This is a genomic window from Maribellus sp. YY47 (genome assembly GCF_023111095.1).
GTDB lineage: Bacteria > Bacteroidota > Bacteroidia > Bacteroidales > Prolixibacteraceae > Draconibacterium.
The window spans coordinates 61,547-75,683 of the sequence record NZ_JALGYW010000015.1; the positions used below are offsets into that span (position 1 = coordinate 61,547).

Here is a 14,137-nt window from a genome sequence, read left to right on the forward strand (position 1 = left end):
GAACGAAATAACTTTTGGTACACCCTCCCGTTTTTTCTGAAAGCCTATCGAAATTCAACAGCAAAAATTAGTTCAAAGTTTTCAGACTTATCCTGATTGCGCCTGCCATACTATCTTCCCTCTTTATGTGTAGAGAGGGAGCGAGGGAGAGTAAAAATCTTTATTTGATTTCTGTTGGTGATTCCTGAGGATCATGATTGTTTTATAAAGGATTGGAGATGATCGATAAGCTATTTAATTTACAAAATACAAATCAAGCAGTATTCAACCAGGTATGCGCACACACATTATAATTGCCTTATTGGCTGTACTTCAGTTTCAGGCCTATTCGCAACCGTACAAAATCCCGGACGATGTTACACGTATTGTTTTTCTGGGGAACAGTATAACCTACCAGGGAAAATACATCGAGTACATGGAAGCTTATTTCAGGGTTCATCATCCCGAAAAACAGTATGAATTTATAAATGTGGGCTTGCCCAGCGAAACCGTTTCCGGCCTGTCGGAAGAAAATCACGCCGGCGGTGCATTTCCCCGCCCTGATTTACATGAAAGACTCCACCGCGTGCTTGAAAAAACAAAGCCCGATTTGGTATTTGCCAATTATGGTATGAATGATGGGATTTACCTGGAATTCGATGATACCCGTTTTAATAAATTCAGGGAAGGTATTCTTTGGTTGCACGGGGAATTGGAAAAAACAGGCGCTGAAATTATCCACGTTACACCTCCTGTATTCGACGAGCGAAAAGGGGAGGCTTATGCAAATGTGCTGGATATTTATTCGGATTGGCTGATCAGTAAACGCTACACCGCCGACTGGAACGTGATTGATATTCACTGGCCCATGCGAAAGGAACTGGAGAAGCAGCGAGCGGCAGATTCCACTTTTGTTTTTGCACAGGATGGTGTTCATCCGAATGATTACGGGCATTTTGTAATGGCCAGTGAAATGCTGTGGTATTTGGGAGAAAACCAAACCGAACAAAGCTACGATATGGAACGTTTTCTTTCTGAAAATCCTGACCGAGATAAGATACTGAGTTTGGTAAATCAGCTTCAGGTGATAATGAAGGATGCCTGGCTGACATTTACGGGACATAGACGACCGTGGATGAAAGAGGGGCTCCCTATGGAAGAAGCCATTCAAAAATCGGAGGAAATCAAAAATCAATTAAGCGTTTTATTGAGTAAAGAGTAGTTCAGAATTCTTGGTTTCTCCATTTGTGAATTAATATCCCGCAGCCTGGCCGTCTTTACGCGATTCGGAGGCGCCGTAGTACACTTTGTTTTTGCTGTCCCAAAGAATGGCCTGGTAACCGCCGTAAGGGCCAAAGTCGAAACCAATTTTATGGCCCATCTGCATCAGAGTGCGAATGGTTTCGTAAGCAAGGCCGCTTTCGAGTGTTACCTGTCCGCCGTCGGTCATCTGTTCTCCACCTGTCGGATCACTCGAACCTGTGTGTTGAATGCGTGGCGCATCTCCGGCTTCCTGTATGTTCATTCCAAAATCGATAATGTTGCAAATGATCTGCACATGTCCCTGTGGTTGCATGTCGCCGCCCATTACTCCAAAACTAAGGAAAGGTTCACCATCTTTTGTGACAAACGCCGGGATGATGGTATGGAAAGGCCGTTTGTGTGGTTCGTAAACATTCATGTGGCCTTCTTCAAGCGAAAACAGTTCGCCACGGTCCTGCAGGATAAAACCAAGTTTACCGGGTGTCATACCCGAGCCCATTCCGCGGAAATTACTCTGGATGAGCGAAACCATGTTGCCTTCTTTGTCGGCAGTGGTCAGGTAAATGGTATTTCCGTGTTCCATACCCCAAGCGGGATAACTGCGGGCAGCCCGTTTCGGATTGATCATTGCTGCTTGTTTCTTTCCATAGTCTTCCGAAATCAGCTCTTCGATGGGTAAATCATTGAAGTCAGGATCGGAGTAATATTTGGCGCGGTCTTCAAAGGCCAGTTTTTTTGCTTCTACAAAATAATGGATGTATTCAGGCGATCCAAACCCCATCGAAGCCACATCGAAGTTTTTCAGGATGTTGAGCATTTCCAGCGCTGCGGTTCCCTGTCCGTTGGGCGGAAGTTCCCAAACATCGTAGCCACGGTAATTCACCGAAATCGGCTCCACCCATTCTGAATGATGGTCTTCAAAATCTTTCATACTCAGAAAACCGCCCTGTTCACGTATGTAGCTTACAATTTTCTGGGCAATTTCACCTTTGTAGAATTCATCGCGGCCTTTTTCGGCAATCAGTTTCAGTGTATTGGCGAGGTAGGGATTTTTAAAGATTTCTCCTTTCTCTGGCGCTTTTCCTCCCGGCATAAATATTTCTTCGAAACCTGGATATTTTTTCAGGCTCTGCGCGTTTCTTCCCCAGTAATAGGCAATCAGCTCACTTAGCGGAAATCCGTTTTCAGCATAAGAAATGGCCGGATTCAATACTTCTTGCATTGAAAGTTTGCCAAACTTGTTGTGGAGTTCGAACCAGCCGTCCACACATCCGGGTACCGAAACCGGAAGCGGTCCCAGCGCCGGTATTTTGGTGTAGCCGTTTTCCTTGAAATAGTCGAGTGTCAGATCGTAGGGCGAGCGTCCACTGGCATTTAAGCCGTACAGTTTTTTTGTTTTGGCATCCCACACAATTGCAAACAGATCGCCACCCATTCCGTTTCCCGTAGGTTCTACAAGTCCGAGAACTGCGTTGGCAGCAATGGCTGCATCAATGGCATTTCCGCCGGCTTTTAGTATGTCGAGCGCCGCCTGTGTAGCCAGTGGCTGACTGGTACAGGCCATTCCGTGCTGGGCGATTACTTCGCTGCGGGTCGCAAAGGTTTTGCCGGTGATCCGGTCTTGAGAATAGGAAAACTGAGAAAGAAGAGTCGCTGCAAGAATGAGTAAATATTTTTTCATGAGTCAGGATTTTTAATTTGCCAGATTCAATAAAAGTAGAAAAAATCTGGCAGCCATTTCTTGTTAATTCGAACGAAACTTTGAACTTTGAGCATTGAACGCTGAACTATCGTATGGAACGTTTTCTCTCGCAATGTGCGCAATACATATACAAAAAGCATTCTGAAGAATTAAAGGAGGTTTGCGTGGTTTTTCCGAACCGCCGGTCAGGTGTGTTTTTTACTGCTTATCTTCAGAAGTGCATCGAAACGCCGGTAATTGCGCCCAAGGTGATTACGGTAAACGAGTGGATGAGTACTTACTCGGAGTGGCACACCGGCGACAAGCTGCAATTGATTTCGCTGTTGTACGATGTATTTTGCAAACACACCAAAACCACCGAAACTTTTGATGAGTTTTATTTTTGGGGCGAAATTCTCTTGTCGGATTTTAATGACATCGACCGCTACCTGGTAAATGCCAAAGATCTGTTTACGAATATTTCGGACCTGAAGGAGATCGAATCGATATTCGATTACCTCACGCCCGAGCAGAAAAAGGCGTTGGAGCATTTCTGGGGGAGTATGGCCGTGGCGGATAAGAAAGGTTTCAGGGAGAAATATATTACCATTTGGGATAAGTTGTATCCGGTGTATGCCGGTTTTAAAACGGAGTTGCAGAAACATCAACTGGCATTTCCCGGAATGATCGACCGTCGGGTTGTGGAGCTTTTAAAAGAGGGAACACTTGAATTCCCGTTCCAAAAATATTACATCGTTGGCCTGAATGCCTTGAATAAGTGTGAGATCGAGTTCTTTTCGCATCTTCAAAAGCAAGGGAAAGCAGCCTTTTTATGGGATTACGACGATGCTTATCTGAAAGATGAGAACAACGAGGCCGGATTTTTTATGCGTGAAAACCTGCGACGATTCCCGGCTCCCGAAGATTTTGAATTAAATCCGGAGTTGTTTAACCATCGTAAAAATATGAAACTGGTAGCTGTTTCGTCGGTGTACGGACAGTCGCAGCAAATTCCGAATTTTCTAAAGGAAACCACTAACGATTATCGCCCGGTATTTGACAATACTGCAGTTGTGTTGGCCGACGAATCGCTGTTGTTTTCGGCCCTCGGAGCCATTCCTGATGAAATTGGGAAGGTGAACATTACCATGGGATATCCGGTACGCAACTCGGTGGTGTATGGTTTTCTGATGTTGCTGGTGGCCCTGTTAAAGAACAAACGAAAAGGTGAGAAGGGATTTTCGGCTTATCACCGATATGTCACCGATATTCTGAACCACCAGTTGTTGTGCGAAACCGAGCCTGCCAAAGCAAAGGCTTTTGTGGCTGATTTGAAACTCCGAAACCGGATTACGCTGGAATTGGCGGAAATTGATTTTTCGCCATTGCACAAAGAAATATTCGCACTACCGAAGAAGACTGATGAATACAGTCCCTATTTTTTGAGGGTGTTGGGAATGTTTTATCAGCAATTTAGAAAGGCTGAAAACGCAGATTCAATGCTGCTGGAATTGATTTATTCCATCTATCAGGCCATTGAAAAGCTGGGGGCAGTGGTAAAAAGTACGCTCGAAAATCAACAGCGCGAAATCAGCGAAGCGGTTTATTTCAGGCTGTTCTCGCAGTATCTGGGACAGGTTTCGGTTTCGTTTGAAGGAGAGCCGCTGAGTGGACTTCAGGTGATGGGGATCCTGGAAACCCGTTGCCTTGACTTTGAAAACCTGATCATACTTGGGTTGAACGAAAACAAATGGCCGCGAAAATTTACGGCTCCTTCGTTTATTCCCTTTAATATTCGTCTTGGGTTTGGTTTGCCCGGCATCGACGAACAGGATGCGATGTATGCCTATTATTTTTACCGCCTGGTGCAACGCGCAAAGAATGTAACAGCAACCTACAGCGTAGTAAAAGAAGGAATTAATACAGGTGAACTCAGTCGTTACGGTTATCAGCTGCAATACGACACGGTGCATAAACCCGAAATGCTAAACCTCGATTTTGCTTTTGCCAACGATCCGGTGGAAGGCATTCAGATGGAAAGTTCGCCTGAAATTGCACAGCGCTTGCTCGATAAGAATACAGAGGATCGCCCACTTTCGCCAAGCGCCATAAATACGTACCTGAACTGCCGCTTAAAATTCTACTTCCGGTATGTGGCAGGTTTGCCCGAACCTGATGAGGTAAAGGAAGAAATTGACGGGGTGGTTTTCGGAAACATTTTTCATGATACCATGGAGGCTTTGTATGCGCCGTTTGTGGGGAAGGTGATCGATAAACCGGACCTGGACCGGATTCTGGCCGACAAGGTAAATCTCAACAATGAAATTACGCGACAAATCGCCATTCACTACCTGAAATTAAGAGAGCCCTTGAAGGGACCGGTAAAGCTGGAAGGTACCACCTTGCTGATTTTTGAAAACATAAAAACCTATTTGCGGCAGTTAATAAAACGCGACAAGGAGATTGCTCCGTTTACAATTATCAGTTTGGAAACCAAATACAAGCGAACTCTTCAGGTGCAGGGGCGGCCGGTCTGGGTGGGTGGAACCATCGATAGGGTAGATCAGCTGGAGGGTAAGTACCGGGTGATCGACTACAAAACCGGAAAAGTGGAAAGCCTGGTTTTAAACGATGTGAACGAGCTTTTTGAACGCGATGCAAAAGATCCGAAAAAGGTGATTCTACAGGCCTTGATATACGTTTGGGGATTGGAAGGAAATGGGGCTGATAAGGAAGTGTACCCCGCCATTTACGGTTTGCATAAAATCTTCGAAGAAAACTTTTCTCCCGATATCACCTTGAAAAAGGAAAAAGCCGTGGTTGCTTTTGATGAACTGAGAGAAGAGTTCGAAGACCAGCTGCAGAATCTGGTTGCAGAGATTTATTCGGAACAGAACGTATTTTACCAAACAGAGCACGCTGAAAAATGCAAATATTGCCCGTATAACGGCATCTGCCGCAGGCATTAACACATAGCATATAGCATTAAAAGCATAAATGATTGAAATTGGATTGAAAACAGATGGATGAGGATTGATACAATCCCTTCGATTATTTCAATCTGAATCAAGGTAAAATACCTTGCATCAAAAAAGGTAAAAGTGATTAAAAAGTTTCTAGGTCAGGTTGGCCAGGTATTCCAATACCGGAAGTGTTCTTACATAAGCTTCTTCGTTACTTTCTTCTTCATCAAGCTCAAGCGTGATGGTTGGAATGTTTCTTTCCACGCCGCAATAGGTTCCAAAAGAGCCGGGAGTAGGGTAACCAATGTCGCTTAAAACCGGATAACCACAAAGTTCCGAAATCTTTTCTGCTATTTCCTGTGCCGGACCATCGTAATTCACCACTTTAAAAGGTGCATGAATGGTAAGTATCACATCAGGTTTGATGCGTTCAAGGGTTTGAACCATGTAACGGGTTTCCTCTTCGCTAGCCGCACTTTCTCCGGAAAAATACTCGTTTCGCTCGGTTTTCTCCCAGTTTTTTGTGGGGTAGTTCCGGTTCAGGTCCACTTTGTTGGCATTCTCGCGGGTATTGAGTCTTTTCCCCGAATGATTCAAACACGGAATAAAATAGAGTGCATTCTTAATATCACTAAAATCACCTTCCTTTAAATAGCGGTTGATGATGTATTCTCCCTGTTGCTCGTCGCCATGAAAAACGCCGATGATCAGTATTTTCTTTGAGTGAAGGTTTCCCGTTGAACGCTCAATGCATTCTATTTCCGTAAATGTGTTTGCGTCCATTTTCTTAGCTTATTCTTCCAAATACTTTTTGTACAGATCGGGTCTCAGTTTTTTGGTGCGTTCCACTGCCTGTTCGTGTTTCCAGTCGTCCACCAGCTTGTCGTTTCCGCTGAGCAGAATTTCAGGAACTTTCATTCCCTTGTATTCGGCCGGGCGCGTGTAAATGGGCGGACTCAGCAAATAATCCTGGAAAGAATCGGTGAGGGCAGAGGTTTCATCCGAAAGTACTCCCGGAATTAGGCGAACAACGCTGTCGACGATAATGGCTGCTGCCAGTTCGCCGCCGGTTAGAACGTAATCGCCTACCGAAATTTCTTTGGTCACATAGGTATCACGAATCCGCTGATCGATGCCTTTATAATGCCCGCAAAGGATGATAATGTTTTCGTACAACGAAAGCGAATTGGCTTCGCGCTGGTCCAGCAATTTCCCGTCGGGAGTGGTAAAAATGATCTCGTCGTAGTCGCGCTCAGCCTTCAATGTTTCAATTGCCTTTTCGATGGGTTGAATGGCCATCACCATTCCGGCGCCTTTTCCAAACGAATAATCATCCACCCGGCGGTGTTTATCTTCTGAATAATCCCGCAGGTTGTGCAGGTGTATTTCTGCCAGTCCTTTTTCCTGCGCCCTTTTGATGATGGAATGACTAAAAGGACTTTCCAGAATTTCGGGCAAGACGGTTATAATGTCGATACGCATTTTTTCAAATTTTGCCCAAAGGTAAAAATAAATTCAGCGTATCGATTCGCTTAATCAATACATCCATAAAACTGTGTAAAATGCCAATAAGGCATTGCGTTTTCAAGAAAAGAGACAATATGTCATTTCTTTTTGAGCGATTTTGCCGGAATTGACCCAAAAATTGGCTTTGGAATGAGAGTTGATTTAAGTAGGACAGATTCGGTTAACGAACGGAAAACAAAAAATTAATTTAAAGAATAGGAGATTAAGTCATGAATTTAGTAAGATTTCAAAACCCACGTTACAGTGCAAACAGAGTATTGGTTGACGAATTGTTCAACAATTTCTTCAAAAACGATTATCACGAAACCTATGTGAAAAATTGTGCTTCACCTGCTACCAACGTTTTTGAAACGGAAAAGGAATTTAAAATTGAAATTCAGTTACCGGGCTTCTCAAAAGAAGATTTGCAGTTGAACTATCAGAACAATCTGTTGTCGATTAAAGTGGAAAAGGACGAAAAAGAAACAAAGGAAGACTATAAATACGCACACCGCGAATTCGGAGTTTACAATTTCGAAAAACAGTACCGCGTGCCCAAATCGGTTGAAGCTGAAAAAATTGCAGCACGTTTCGAAAATGGAATCTTGGTGATTGAACTTCCCAAGAGGGAAGAAGCCCAGCCAAAAGCTCCGATCGAAATTAAGATTTCATAATTGGTTGATATCGGATAGGTTGATTTAAGAAGACCTTAGGTCTGTAAGGCAAAAGTAAGGGAGTTGCCAGTTGATTTGGTAACTCCCTTACTTTTTGTCGATTATGTTCGGGTTACTCTGTAATAATAATGTCAGCAATTATCGGCAGGTGGTCGTAATCATTCAGGCCGGTGTAAGGAGCCGAAATATTCATGATTTTGATGTTTTTACTTGTAATAATATTATCAATGTGCGTGTTAATTCCATCTGTCATGGCTGCTTTTTTACCGAACCACCGGTGGTGGTGAACCATCCTAAATAACCGCCGTTGGCAATATTAAAGCCTGCCTCCTGAAAACGCAACTGTTCTTCATCTAAGGCATTTATATCTCCCATGCAGATGAAATATTCATATTTCTTAAGTTCATTTATTATTAACCTGAGTTCGATTTTAAAAAAGAGCAATTTGATCGGTTTTTATCACCTCGTACTTTATTGCAGGCTTTTTAGGGAAAAAGCTATAGGCAATTAATCCTGAAATCAGATTTGTGATGAAGTTTTTGAAAGATCTGTGGCGGGAATGCTCAATTGAGCAGATGTTTTTCAATTCATCGTTAATGGTTTCAATTACCGATCGTTTACGGAGCAAGATCTTGTCTATCATTTCCATCAGTACGTTTTTCATATTGTTTCGGATATGGGTAATCAGGTGTAGACCATCTACAAATAGAACCTCTGTAAGTTTCTGTGAAACATAGCCTTTGTCTGCATAAAGCTTTCCTTTTAGTTTCTCGATAAACTTTTTGTCCTTCAATGGTTCCCTATCATCGGTATTCCCTGGTGTGATAACAAAGTTCAATATTTCTCCTTTGTCGTTAATCACAAAATGCAACTTGAAGCCAAAGAAATAACCCATGGTCGATTTCCCCCTTTGGGCAATACCATCGAATACTTTATGTCGGGGGATTCGCTTGTTCTTACAAACCCTTATTGGCGTTGAATCGATAAAAGAAATGCCTGTGCACGAACCCAAACAGCAGGTCTTCAAAAACAAAGTCATCGGTAGGGCAACAGATTGCATCAACTCGACAAACCGATTGTAAGAAACCGTTTGTGGAAAATAGGAGTTAAGATGTTCTTTTACAAAGTATTGATAGAAGTGTTTTAGGTTTTTAAATACACCAAAATGAAAAAGAACCATAATGGTTATTACCTCGCTTTGACTCATTTTGGGTGTTCTTTTGGGTCTATTTCCCAAACTATGTTTTGAAATTACTAATTCAAATTCCTTGCAGAATTCGTCTGCCAAGTAGAAAATTTCGGTAATTTTATCGTCACTTAATTGCATGGATTTTACTTCTAATTATTTGTTTGTCAGACTTTTAAATTAGTAAATTCCATGCTTTTATTCAAATAAATCAACGACAATTTTTAATTCAATTCATTTATATTCAGTAGGTTAATAATCGAACCCAGGTTACTAAATCAAGTGCCGGTGCATGCCAGTCTTTTTGCCACGGAATGTGAGTAGAAATAACCGTGACTGTTTTATCCCCAATTTTTAAATCGCCCATCAGCGCATAATAGTCACCAACCCAATATTTCTGTCGAATATTAGTCAGACGGTAATTGGTCGCGATCCCGTTGTAAATCCAGGTGTGCTCATCGCCGAAATAAGCGTTGTTGTAAAAGGGTTTCAATAATTCCGTTTCCGAATGAAAAGTGCTATCCTTATCGAAATATCTGTTCCATTCCTGCACACCCAGGATATCAATGCTTTGTGTTCCTATCCAATCGCGCCAGCTTAGCATGTTCAGCTGAATATATTTTTCTTTTACCGATTTTCCCATGGAATCACTGATTTTAAGCCCGCCTGCGTCTCCCTGGTTAAAATGCCCGACATTATATGTGGCAACCTTTAATTTTAAAAGAACTCCATTTGCTGATTGCCCTTTCCCGTTTAATGCGAAGGATACGATAATCAAAATAAAACCTATTTTCCACTTCTTAATTTAGCTGAATTTGTACGAATTGTAATTTGATGCCTATTTTGTAAAAAGAATTACTTAACTGAAAATTTTGCCAATTGAGGCAGATGATCGCTTAAAGCATAAGATTCGGGATCAGCAGGATTTGTTCGAAATCCACCCTCGAATAAAGGACGGGATTCCAGCACCTGATTTGCCAGTTTTCCCTTTGCCAGAATATAATCAAATCGTTTGGTAGGTTTATCTGCTCTGATTGTTAAACCATCGCCCGTTCCTGCTGCGATAAAAGAATCGGTAAATCCAGCATTCATCCATTGAGAATATTCGGGGGTATTGGGAGTATGGTTCAGGTCTCCCATGACTATCACTGACTCATAGTTTTTACTATCATTTTCTACAGATTTGAGAATTTCGGAAATTTCTCTTTTGCGAATTTCTGCTGAGACCGGATTGTCGTGAGGATAAAGATGAACAGAATTAACCAGTATCGATTTTTGATCTGAGATTTTTATCGCTGCCTTTCCCCAATGCCGGGTAAATAAGTCATCGGGTCGCGAACCGTTAACAATCGGTATATTTTCAGAAGTATCAATTTCGAAAGGAGTAATAATGGCACCGGGCCAGTTACCCGCAGAAGGGAAGAAGACATAATTCATTTGGAGGAGGTCCGCAATATGTTTAACGACTGACTCATCCGGAGATTCAGAGAAATTGATAACATCCGGTGCATACTTTTCCAGCTCTTGTGCGATCAAATCAGGAATGAGTACACCTTCTTTTACATTTTTAGCAGGCCAGCCCGTGCATTTTAATACGTTGTAAGCAATAAATTTAAGCTCATTTCCATCTTTCGATGATCTTTCACAGGCTAGAAGCCCTAATGTACTTATTCCGGCCACCCCTAAAGCTGATTGGCGAATAAAGCTACGTCTTGTTGTTGTTTTTAGGTTGTTATTGTACATCTTATTTGACAGTTATTAGATTTTAGTTGAAATGTTACGGTATTGTTTTGTCGGTTATGTGATTGATATAGAGAGGAATATTGTGTCACCATTATCGAGAGATTAACCGCAGAAACAATACGTCCGGTTATTTCATAAAACTATTAATTCTAGTGAAATTTAACAACATGTATTTTCAGTTCGCATGAACTTATAATCAGTCCTGTATTAAGTAAAGCGATTTTGAGAGCCAATAAATAAGGAAATATCAGCAATGAAAATATAGCTGTATATTTATTTTTTGAATTTAAGCGTTATATTCACGCTTAAATTATCTGTAACCAGTTTTATGAATGAAACCAAACGATATTGAATGCCAGATGCCTGATAATTGGTGACAAAGGGGTATCAAGTTTTATCTTTTATCGTGAATTGTTTTGTTAACTTGGTTGCGAATCTGCTGAAAGAAAAAATAAAAAGAAACAGCAATGCTTGAAAAGTTAAAAGAAGAAGTATTCCAGGCCAATCTCGACCTGGTAAAACACGGTCTGGTGATTTTTACCTGGGGAAATGTAAGCGGAATAGACCGTGAAAAAGGACTGGTTGTAATAAAACCAAGCGGGGTATCTTATGAAAAAATGAAGCCCAAGGATATGGTCGTTCTTAACTTGTATGGTCAGGTGGTGGAGGGAAACCTCAAGCCATCGAGCGATACTCCAACGCACCTGGTTTTGTATCGTCAGTTTGAAAACATTGGAGGGGTAGTGCATACGCATTCAGAATGGGCCACCAGTTGGGCACAGGCCGGAAGAGGCATTCCTGCAATCGGAACAACGCATGCCGATTATTTCTACGGCGAAATTCCCTGTACGCGAAAAATGACGAAAGAAGAAATTGAAAACGAATACGAACTGGAAACCGGAAAAGTGATTGTTGAACGCTTCAAAGGTCTCGATCCTGATGCAGTTCCGGGAGTGTTGGTAAATAATCACGGGCCTTTCTCCTGGGGGACTGATGCCCATAATGCAGTACACAATGCGGTGGTGATGGAAGAGGTTGCCAAAATGACTTTTCGTAGTTTTATTCTTAACCCCGAAACTACCATGGATCAGGTATTGCTCGATAAACACTTTCTTCGCAAACACGGAAAGAATGCCTATTACGGACAATAACTGAGACTTCATTTAAAACATAAAAAATCAATAATAAAATCAAATTAAAACTCAATGGCAAAATATACTATTGGATTGGATTACGGTTCCGACTCGGTGCGATCGCTCATCGTGAACGTTGAAACGGGGGAAGAAGTGGCAAGTGTTGTTTTTAATTATCCGCGCTGGCAAAAGCAGGAATATTGTAACGCGCACGATAACCGCTTCCGTCAGCACCCGAAAGATTACCTGGAAGGATTGGAATATACAATTGTAGAAGCCCTGAAACAGGCACCCGGGGGAGTTGCCGAAAATGTGGTAGGTATCTCGGTAGATACGACAGGTTCAACACCGGTTGCAGTGGATGAAAAAGGTACTCCTCTTTCTTTAACTCTGGGTTTTGAAGAGAATCCAAATGCCATGTTTGTGCTTTGGAAAGACCACACAGCTGTAAAAGAAGCCGATGAAATCAATAAACTGGCCAAAGAGTGGGAAGTAGACTTTACCAAATACGAAGGTGGAATCTATTCGTCGGAATGGTTTTGGGCCAAATTGTTGCACGTAATCCGCGAAGATGCCGCTGTTTATCGCGCAGCTTATTCGTGGGTGGAGCATTGCGACTGGATTCCTGCCTTGTTAACCGGTAATACCCATCCCAAAACATTGAAACGCAGTCGTTGTGCTGCAGGGCACAAAGCCATGTGGCACGAGGCTTTTGGCGGACTTCCGTCGGAAGAGTTTTTGGTGGCGCTCGACCCGATGCTGGCCGGTTTACGAGATCGCCTGTACAAAGAAACATATACGTGCGATGTATCAGCCGGTACGCTTACCAAAGAATGGGCAGAAAAGCTTGGACTGTCAACCGATGTGGTAGTCGGTGTTGGCGCTTTTGATGCTCATTTGGGCGCTGTTGGTGCTGAGATTGAACCTTACTACGTTTCGAAGGTGATGGGAACTTCCACCTGTGATATGTTGATTACGCCCATGGATGAAATAGGCAGTAAGGTAGTGGCCGGAATTTGCGGTCAGGTGGATGGATCGATTGTTCCCGGGATGCTGGGATTGGAAGCCGGACAGTCGGCGTTTGGCGATATTTATGCCTGGTTTAAGCGCGTACTGGAGTGGCCGCTGAAGAATATTCTGGCTGAAACTTCGCTGGTGGATGAAGCCACCAAACAAAAGCTGCTGGAAGAGACTTCGGATAAAATCATTGCCAAACTAAGCGATGAAGCGGCAAAAGTTCCAATTGGTGAAAGTGGGGTAGTTGCGTTGGATTGGATGAACGGCCGTCGCACACCGGATGCCAACCAAGCGTTGAAAGGAGCGATTGCCGGGTTGAACCTGGGGTCGGATGCACCTCGCATTTTCCGGGCGCTGGTGGAAGCGACAGCTTTTGGTTCGAAGGCCATCAACGATCGCTTTATTTCGGAAGGAGTTCGCATTGATGGTGTGATTGCCTTGGGTGGCGTGGCTAAAAAATCGCCGTTGGTAATGCAGATTGTCGCCGATGTACTAAACATGCCAATTAAAGTGGCTCGTTCGGAACAGGCTTGTGCATTGGGATCGGCTATGGCTGCCGCAGTTGTTGCAGGTGTTTACTCCAGTACGGCCGAAGCCCAGCAAAAAATGGGAGGTGGAATTGAAACAGAATACCACCCTATTCCGGAAAATGTTGAGAAATACAAGGTGTTGTACGAAAAGTACAGGAAATTCGGAAAATTTATAGAGTTCGATTTTACAGCATAAAAGAAGGGCTTGTCCAAAAAGTAAATGTCACGCAAAGCGCGCTAAGATTCACTCAAAAGCACGAAAGAGAGAAGATGATCATGAGCAATCTGCGACCTTTGCTCTTCTTTAGTCTCTTTGCGTGAACCTGATTTCACTGACTTTTTGGACAGCCCCTTCTGAGAATCACTTGCAAAATATGGTTTAAATTGTTCTCACTCACCCTGATTGTGCCTTCGACACAATCGTCCCTCTCTTAGAAAAGAGAGGGAGCGAGGGAGAGTCGG

The 14,137-nt window shown here is 42.9% G+C and carries 13 protein-coding genes; 5 read left to right on the forward strand and 8 right to left on the reverse strand.

Annotated elements, in window-relative coordinates:
- Window positions 1–274 precede the first annotated feature (274 nt).
- Entirely contained in the window at window positions 275–1,201 is a 927-nt protein-coding gene (locus MR764_RS13485) for an SGNH/GDSL hydrolase family protein (RefSeq protein WP_247979954.1), read from the forward strand.
- Window positions 1,202–1,231: 30 nt separating this feature from the next.
- On the opposite strand, the gene ggt is transcribed toward MR764_RS13485, so the two are convergent.
- Entirely contained in the window at window positions 1,232–2,923 is a 1,692-nt protein-coding gene (ggt, locus tag MR764_RS13490) for a gamma-glutamyltransferase (protein ID WP_247979955.1), read from the reverse strand.
- 113 nt (window positions 2,924–3,036) lie between these two features.
- Between ggt and MR764_RS13495 the strand changes: the two genes are divergently transcribed.
- On the forward strand, window positions 3,037–5,892 hold the full coding sequence (locus MR764_RS13495) for a PD-(D/E)XK nuclease family protein (RefSeq protein WP_247979956.1): 2,856 nt from the start codon (window positions 3,037–3,039) through the stop codon (window positions 5,890–5,892).
- A gap of 147 nt (window positions 5,893–6,039) precedes the next feature.
- Here MR764_RS13495 and MR764_RS13500 read toward each other — a convergent pair whose 3' ends face one another.
- Both MR764_RS13500 and trmD read right to left on the reverse strand, forming a co-directional pair.
- Window positions 6,040–6,669: a M14 family zinc carboxypeptidase gene (locus tag MR764_RS13500; RefSeq protein ID WP_247979957.1), complete on the reverse strand. Its 630-nt coding sequence runs from the start codon at window positions 6,667–6,669 to the stop codon at window positions 6,040–6,042.
- Window positions 6,670–6,678: 9 nt separating this feature from the next.
- Window positions 6,679–7,368, reverse strand: a complete 690-nt coding sequence (trmD, locus tag MR764_RS13505; protein WP_247979958.1) for a tRNA (guanosine(37)-N1)-methyltransferase TrmD — start codon at window positions 7,366–7,368, stop codon at window positions 6,679–6,681.
- A gap of 254 nt (window positions 7,369–7,622) precedes the next feature.
- Between trmD and MR764_RS13510 the strand changes: the two genes are divergently transcribed.
- Window positions 7,623–8,066: an Hsp20/alpha crystallin family protein gene (locus tag MR764_RS13510; protein ID WP_247979959.1), complete on the forward strand. Its 444-nt coding sequence runs from the start codon at window positions 7,623–7,625 to the stop codon at window positions 8,064–8,066.
- Window positions 8,067–8,178: 112 nt separating this feature from the next.
- Here the strand turns inward: MR764_RS13510 and MR764_RS13515 are convergent, their stop codons facing one another.
- From MR764_RS13515 to MR764_RS13530, 5 genes are all read right to left on the reverse strand, one after another.
- Complete coding sequence (locus tag MR764_RS13515; protein WP_247979960.1) at window positions 8,179–8,319, reverse strand: hypothetical protein; 141 nt, start codon at window positions 8,317–8,319, stop codon at window positions 8,179–8,181.
- The gene (locus tag MR764_RS20280; RefSeq protein ID WP_282189226.1) at window positions 8,316–8,441 is read right to left on the reverse strand and encodes a hypothetical protein; all 126 of its coding nucleotides are present in this window, start codon (window positions 8,439–8,441) and stop codon (window positions 8,316–8,318) included. The genes MR764_RS13515 and MR764_RS20280 overlap by 4 nt, the downstream gene beginning before the upstream one ends.
- Window positions 8,442–8,496: 55 nt before the next feature.
- Window positions 8,497–9,393: an IS982 family transposase gene (locus MR764_RS13520; RefSeq protein ID WP_247979961.1), complete on the reverse strand. Its 897-nt coding sequence runs from the start codon at window positions 9,391–9,393 to the stop codon at window positions 8,497–8,499.
- 103 nt (window positions 9,394–9,496) lie between these two features.
- Complete coding sequence (locus MR764_RS13525) at window positions 9,497–10,030, reverse strand: hypothetical protein (RefSeq protein WP_247979962.1); 534 nt, start codon at window positions 10,028–10,030, stop codon at window positions 9,497–9,499.
- A 77-nt stretch (window positions 10,031–10,107) separates the two neighbouring features.
- Window positions 10,108–10,995: an endonuclease/exonuclease/phosphatase family protein gene (locus MR764_RS13530; RefSeq protein WP_247979963.1), complete on the reverse strand. Its 888-nt coding sequence runs from the start codon at window positions 10,993–10,995 to the stop codon at window positions 10,108–10,110.
- Between the two features lie 467 nt (window positions 10,996–11,462).
- Here MR764_RS13530 and araD point away from each other — a divergent pair, with 467 nt between their 5' ends.
- Both araD and MR764_RS13540 read left to right on the forward strand, forming a co-directional pair.
- Window positions 11,463–12,146: an L-ribulose-5-phosphate 4-epimerase gene (araD, locus tag MR764_RS13535; protein ID WP_247979964.1), complete on the forward strand. Its 684-nt coding sequence runs from the start codon at window positions 11,463–11,465 to the stop codon at window positions 12,144–12,146.
- Window positions 12,147–12,200: 54 nt separating this feature from the next.
- On the forward strand, window positions 12,201–13,871 hold the full coding sequence (locus MR764_RS13540) for a ribulokinase (RefSeq protein ID WP_247979965.1): 1,671 nt from the start codon (window positions 12,201–12,203) through the stop codon (window positions 13,869–13,871).
- Window positions 13,872–14,137: the final 266 nt, after the last annotated feature.

Coding starts and splice junctions, on each gene's coding strand:
- MR764_RS13485 (WP_247979954.1), top strand. CDS start 275: ATGCGCACACACATTATAATTGCCTTATTGGCTGTACTTCAGTTTCAG.
- ggt (WP_247979955.1), bottom strand. CDS start 2,923: ATGAAAAAATATTTACTCATTCTTGCAGCGACTCTTCTTTCTCAGTTT.
- MR764_RS13495 (WP_247979956.1), top strand. CDS start 3,037: ATGGAACGTTTTCTCTCGCAATGTGCGCAATACATATACAAAAAGCAT.
- MR764_RS13500 (WP_247979957.1), bottom strand. CDS start 6,669: ATGGACGCAAACACATTTACGGAAATAGAATGCATTGAGCGTTCAACG.
- trmD (WP_247979958.1), bottom strand. CDS start 7,368: ATGCGTATCGACATTATAACCGTCTTGCCCGAAATTCTGGAAAGTCCT.
- MR764_RS13510 (WP_247979959.1), top strand. CDS start 7,623: ATGAATTTAGTAAGATTTCAAAACCCACGTTACAGTGCAAACAGAGTA.
- MR764_RS13515 (WP_247979960.1), bottom strand. CDS start 8,319: ATGACAGATGGAATTAACACGCACATTGATAATATTATTACAAGTAAA.
- MR764_RS20280 (WP_282189226.1), bottom strand. CDS start 8,441: ATGGGAGATATAAATGCCTTAGATGAAGAACAGTTGCGTTTTCAGGAG.
- MR764_RS13520 (WP_247979961.1), bottom strand. CDS start 9,393: ATGCAATTAAGTGACGATAAAATTACCGAAATTTTCTACTTGGCAGAC.
- MR764_RS13530 (WP_247979963.1), bottom strand. CDS start 10,995: ATGTACAATAACAACCTAAAAACAACAACAAGACGTAGCTTTATTCGC.
- araD (WP_247979964.1), top strand. CDS start 11,463: ATGCTTGAAAAGTTAAAAGAAGAAGTATTCCAGGCCAATCTCGACCTG.
- MR764_RS13540 (WP_247979965.1), top strand. CDS start 12,201: ATGGCAAAATATACTATTGGATTGGATTACGGTTCCGACTCGGTGCGA.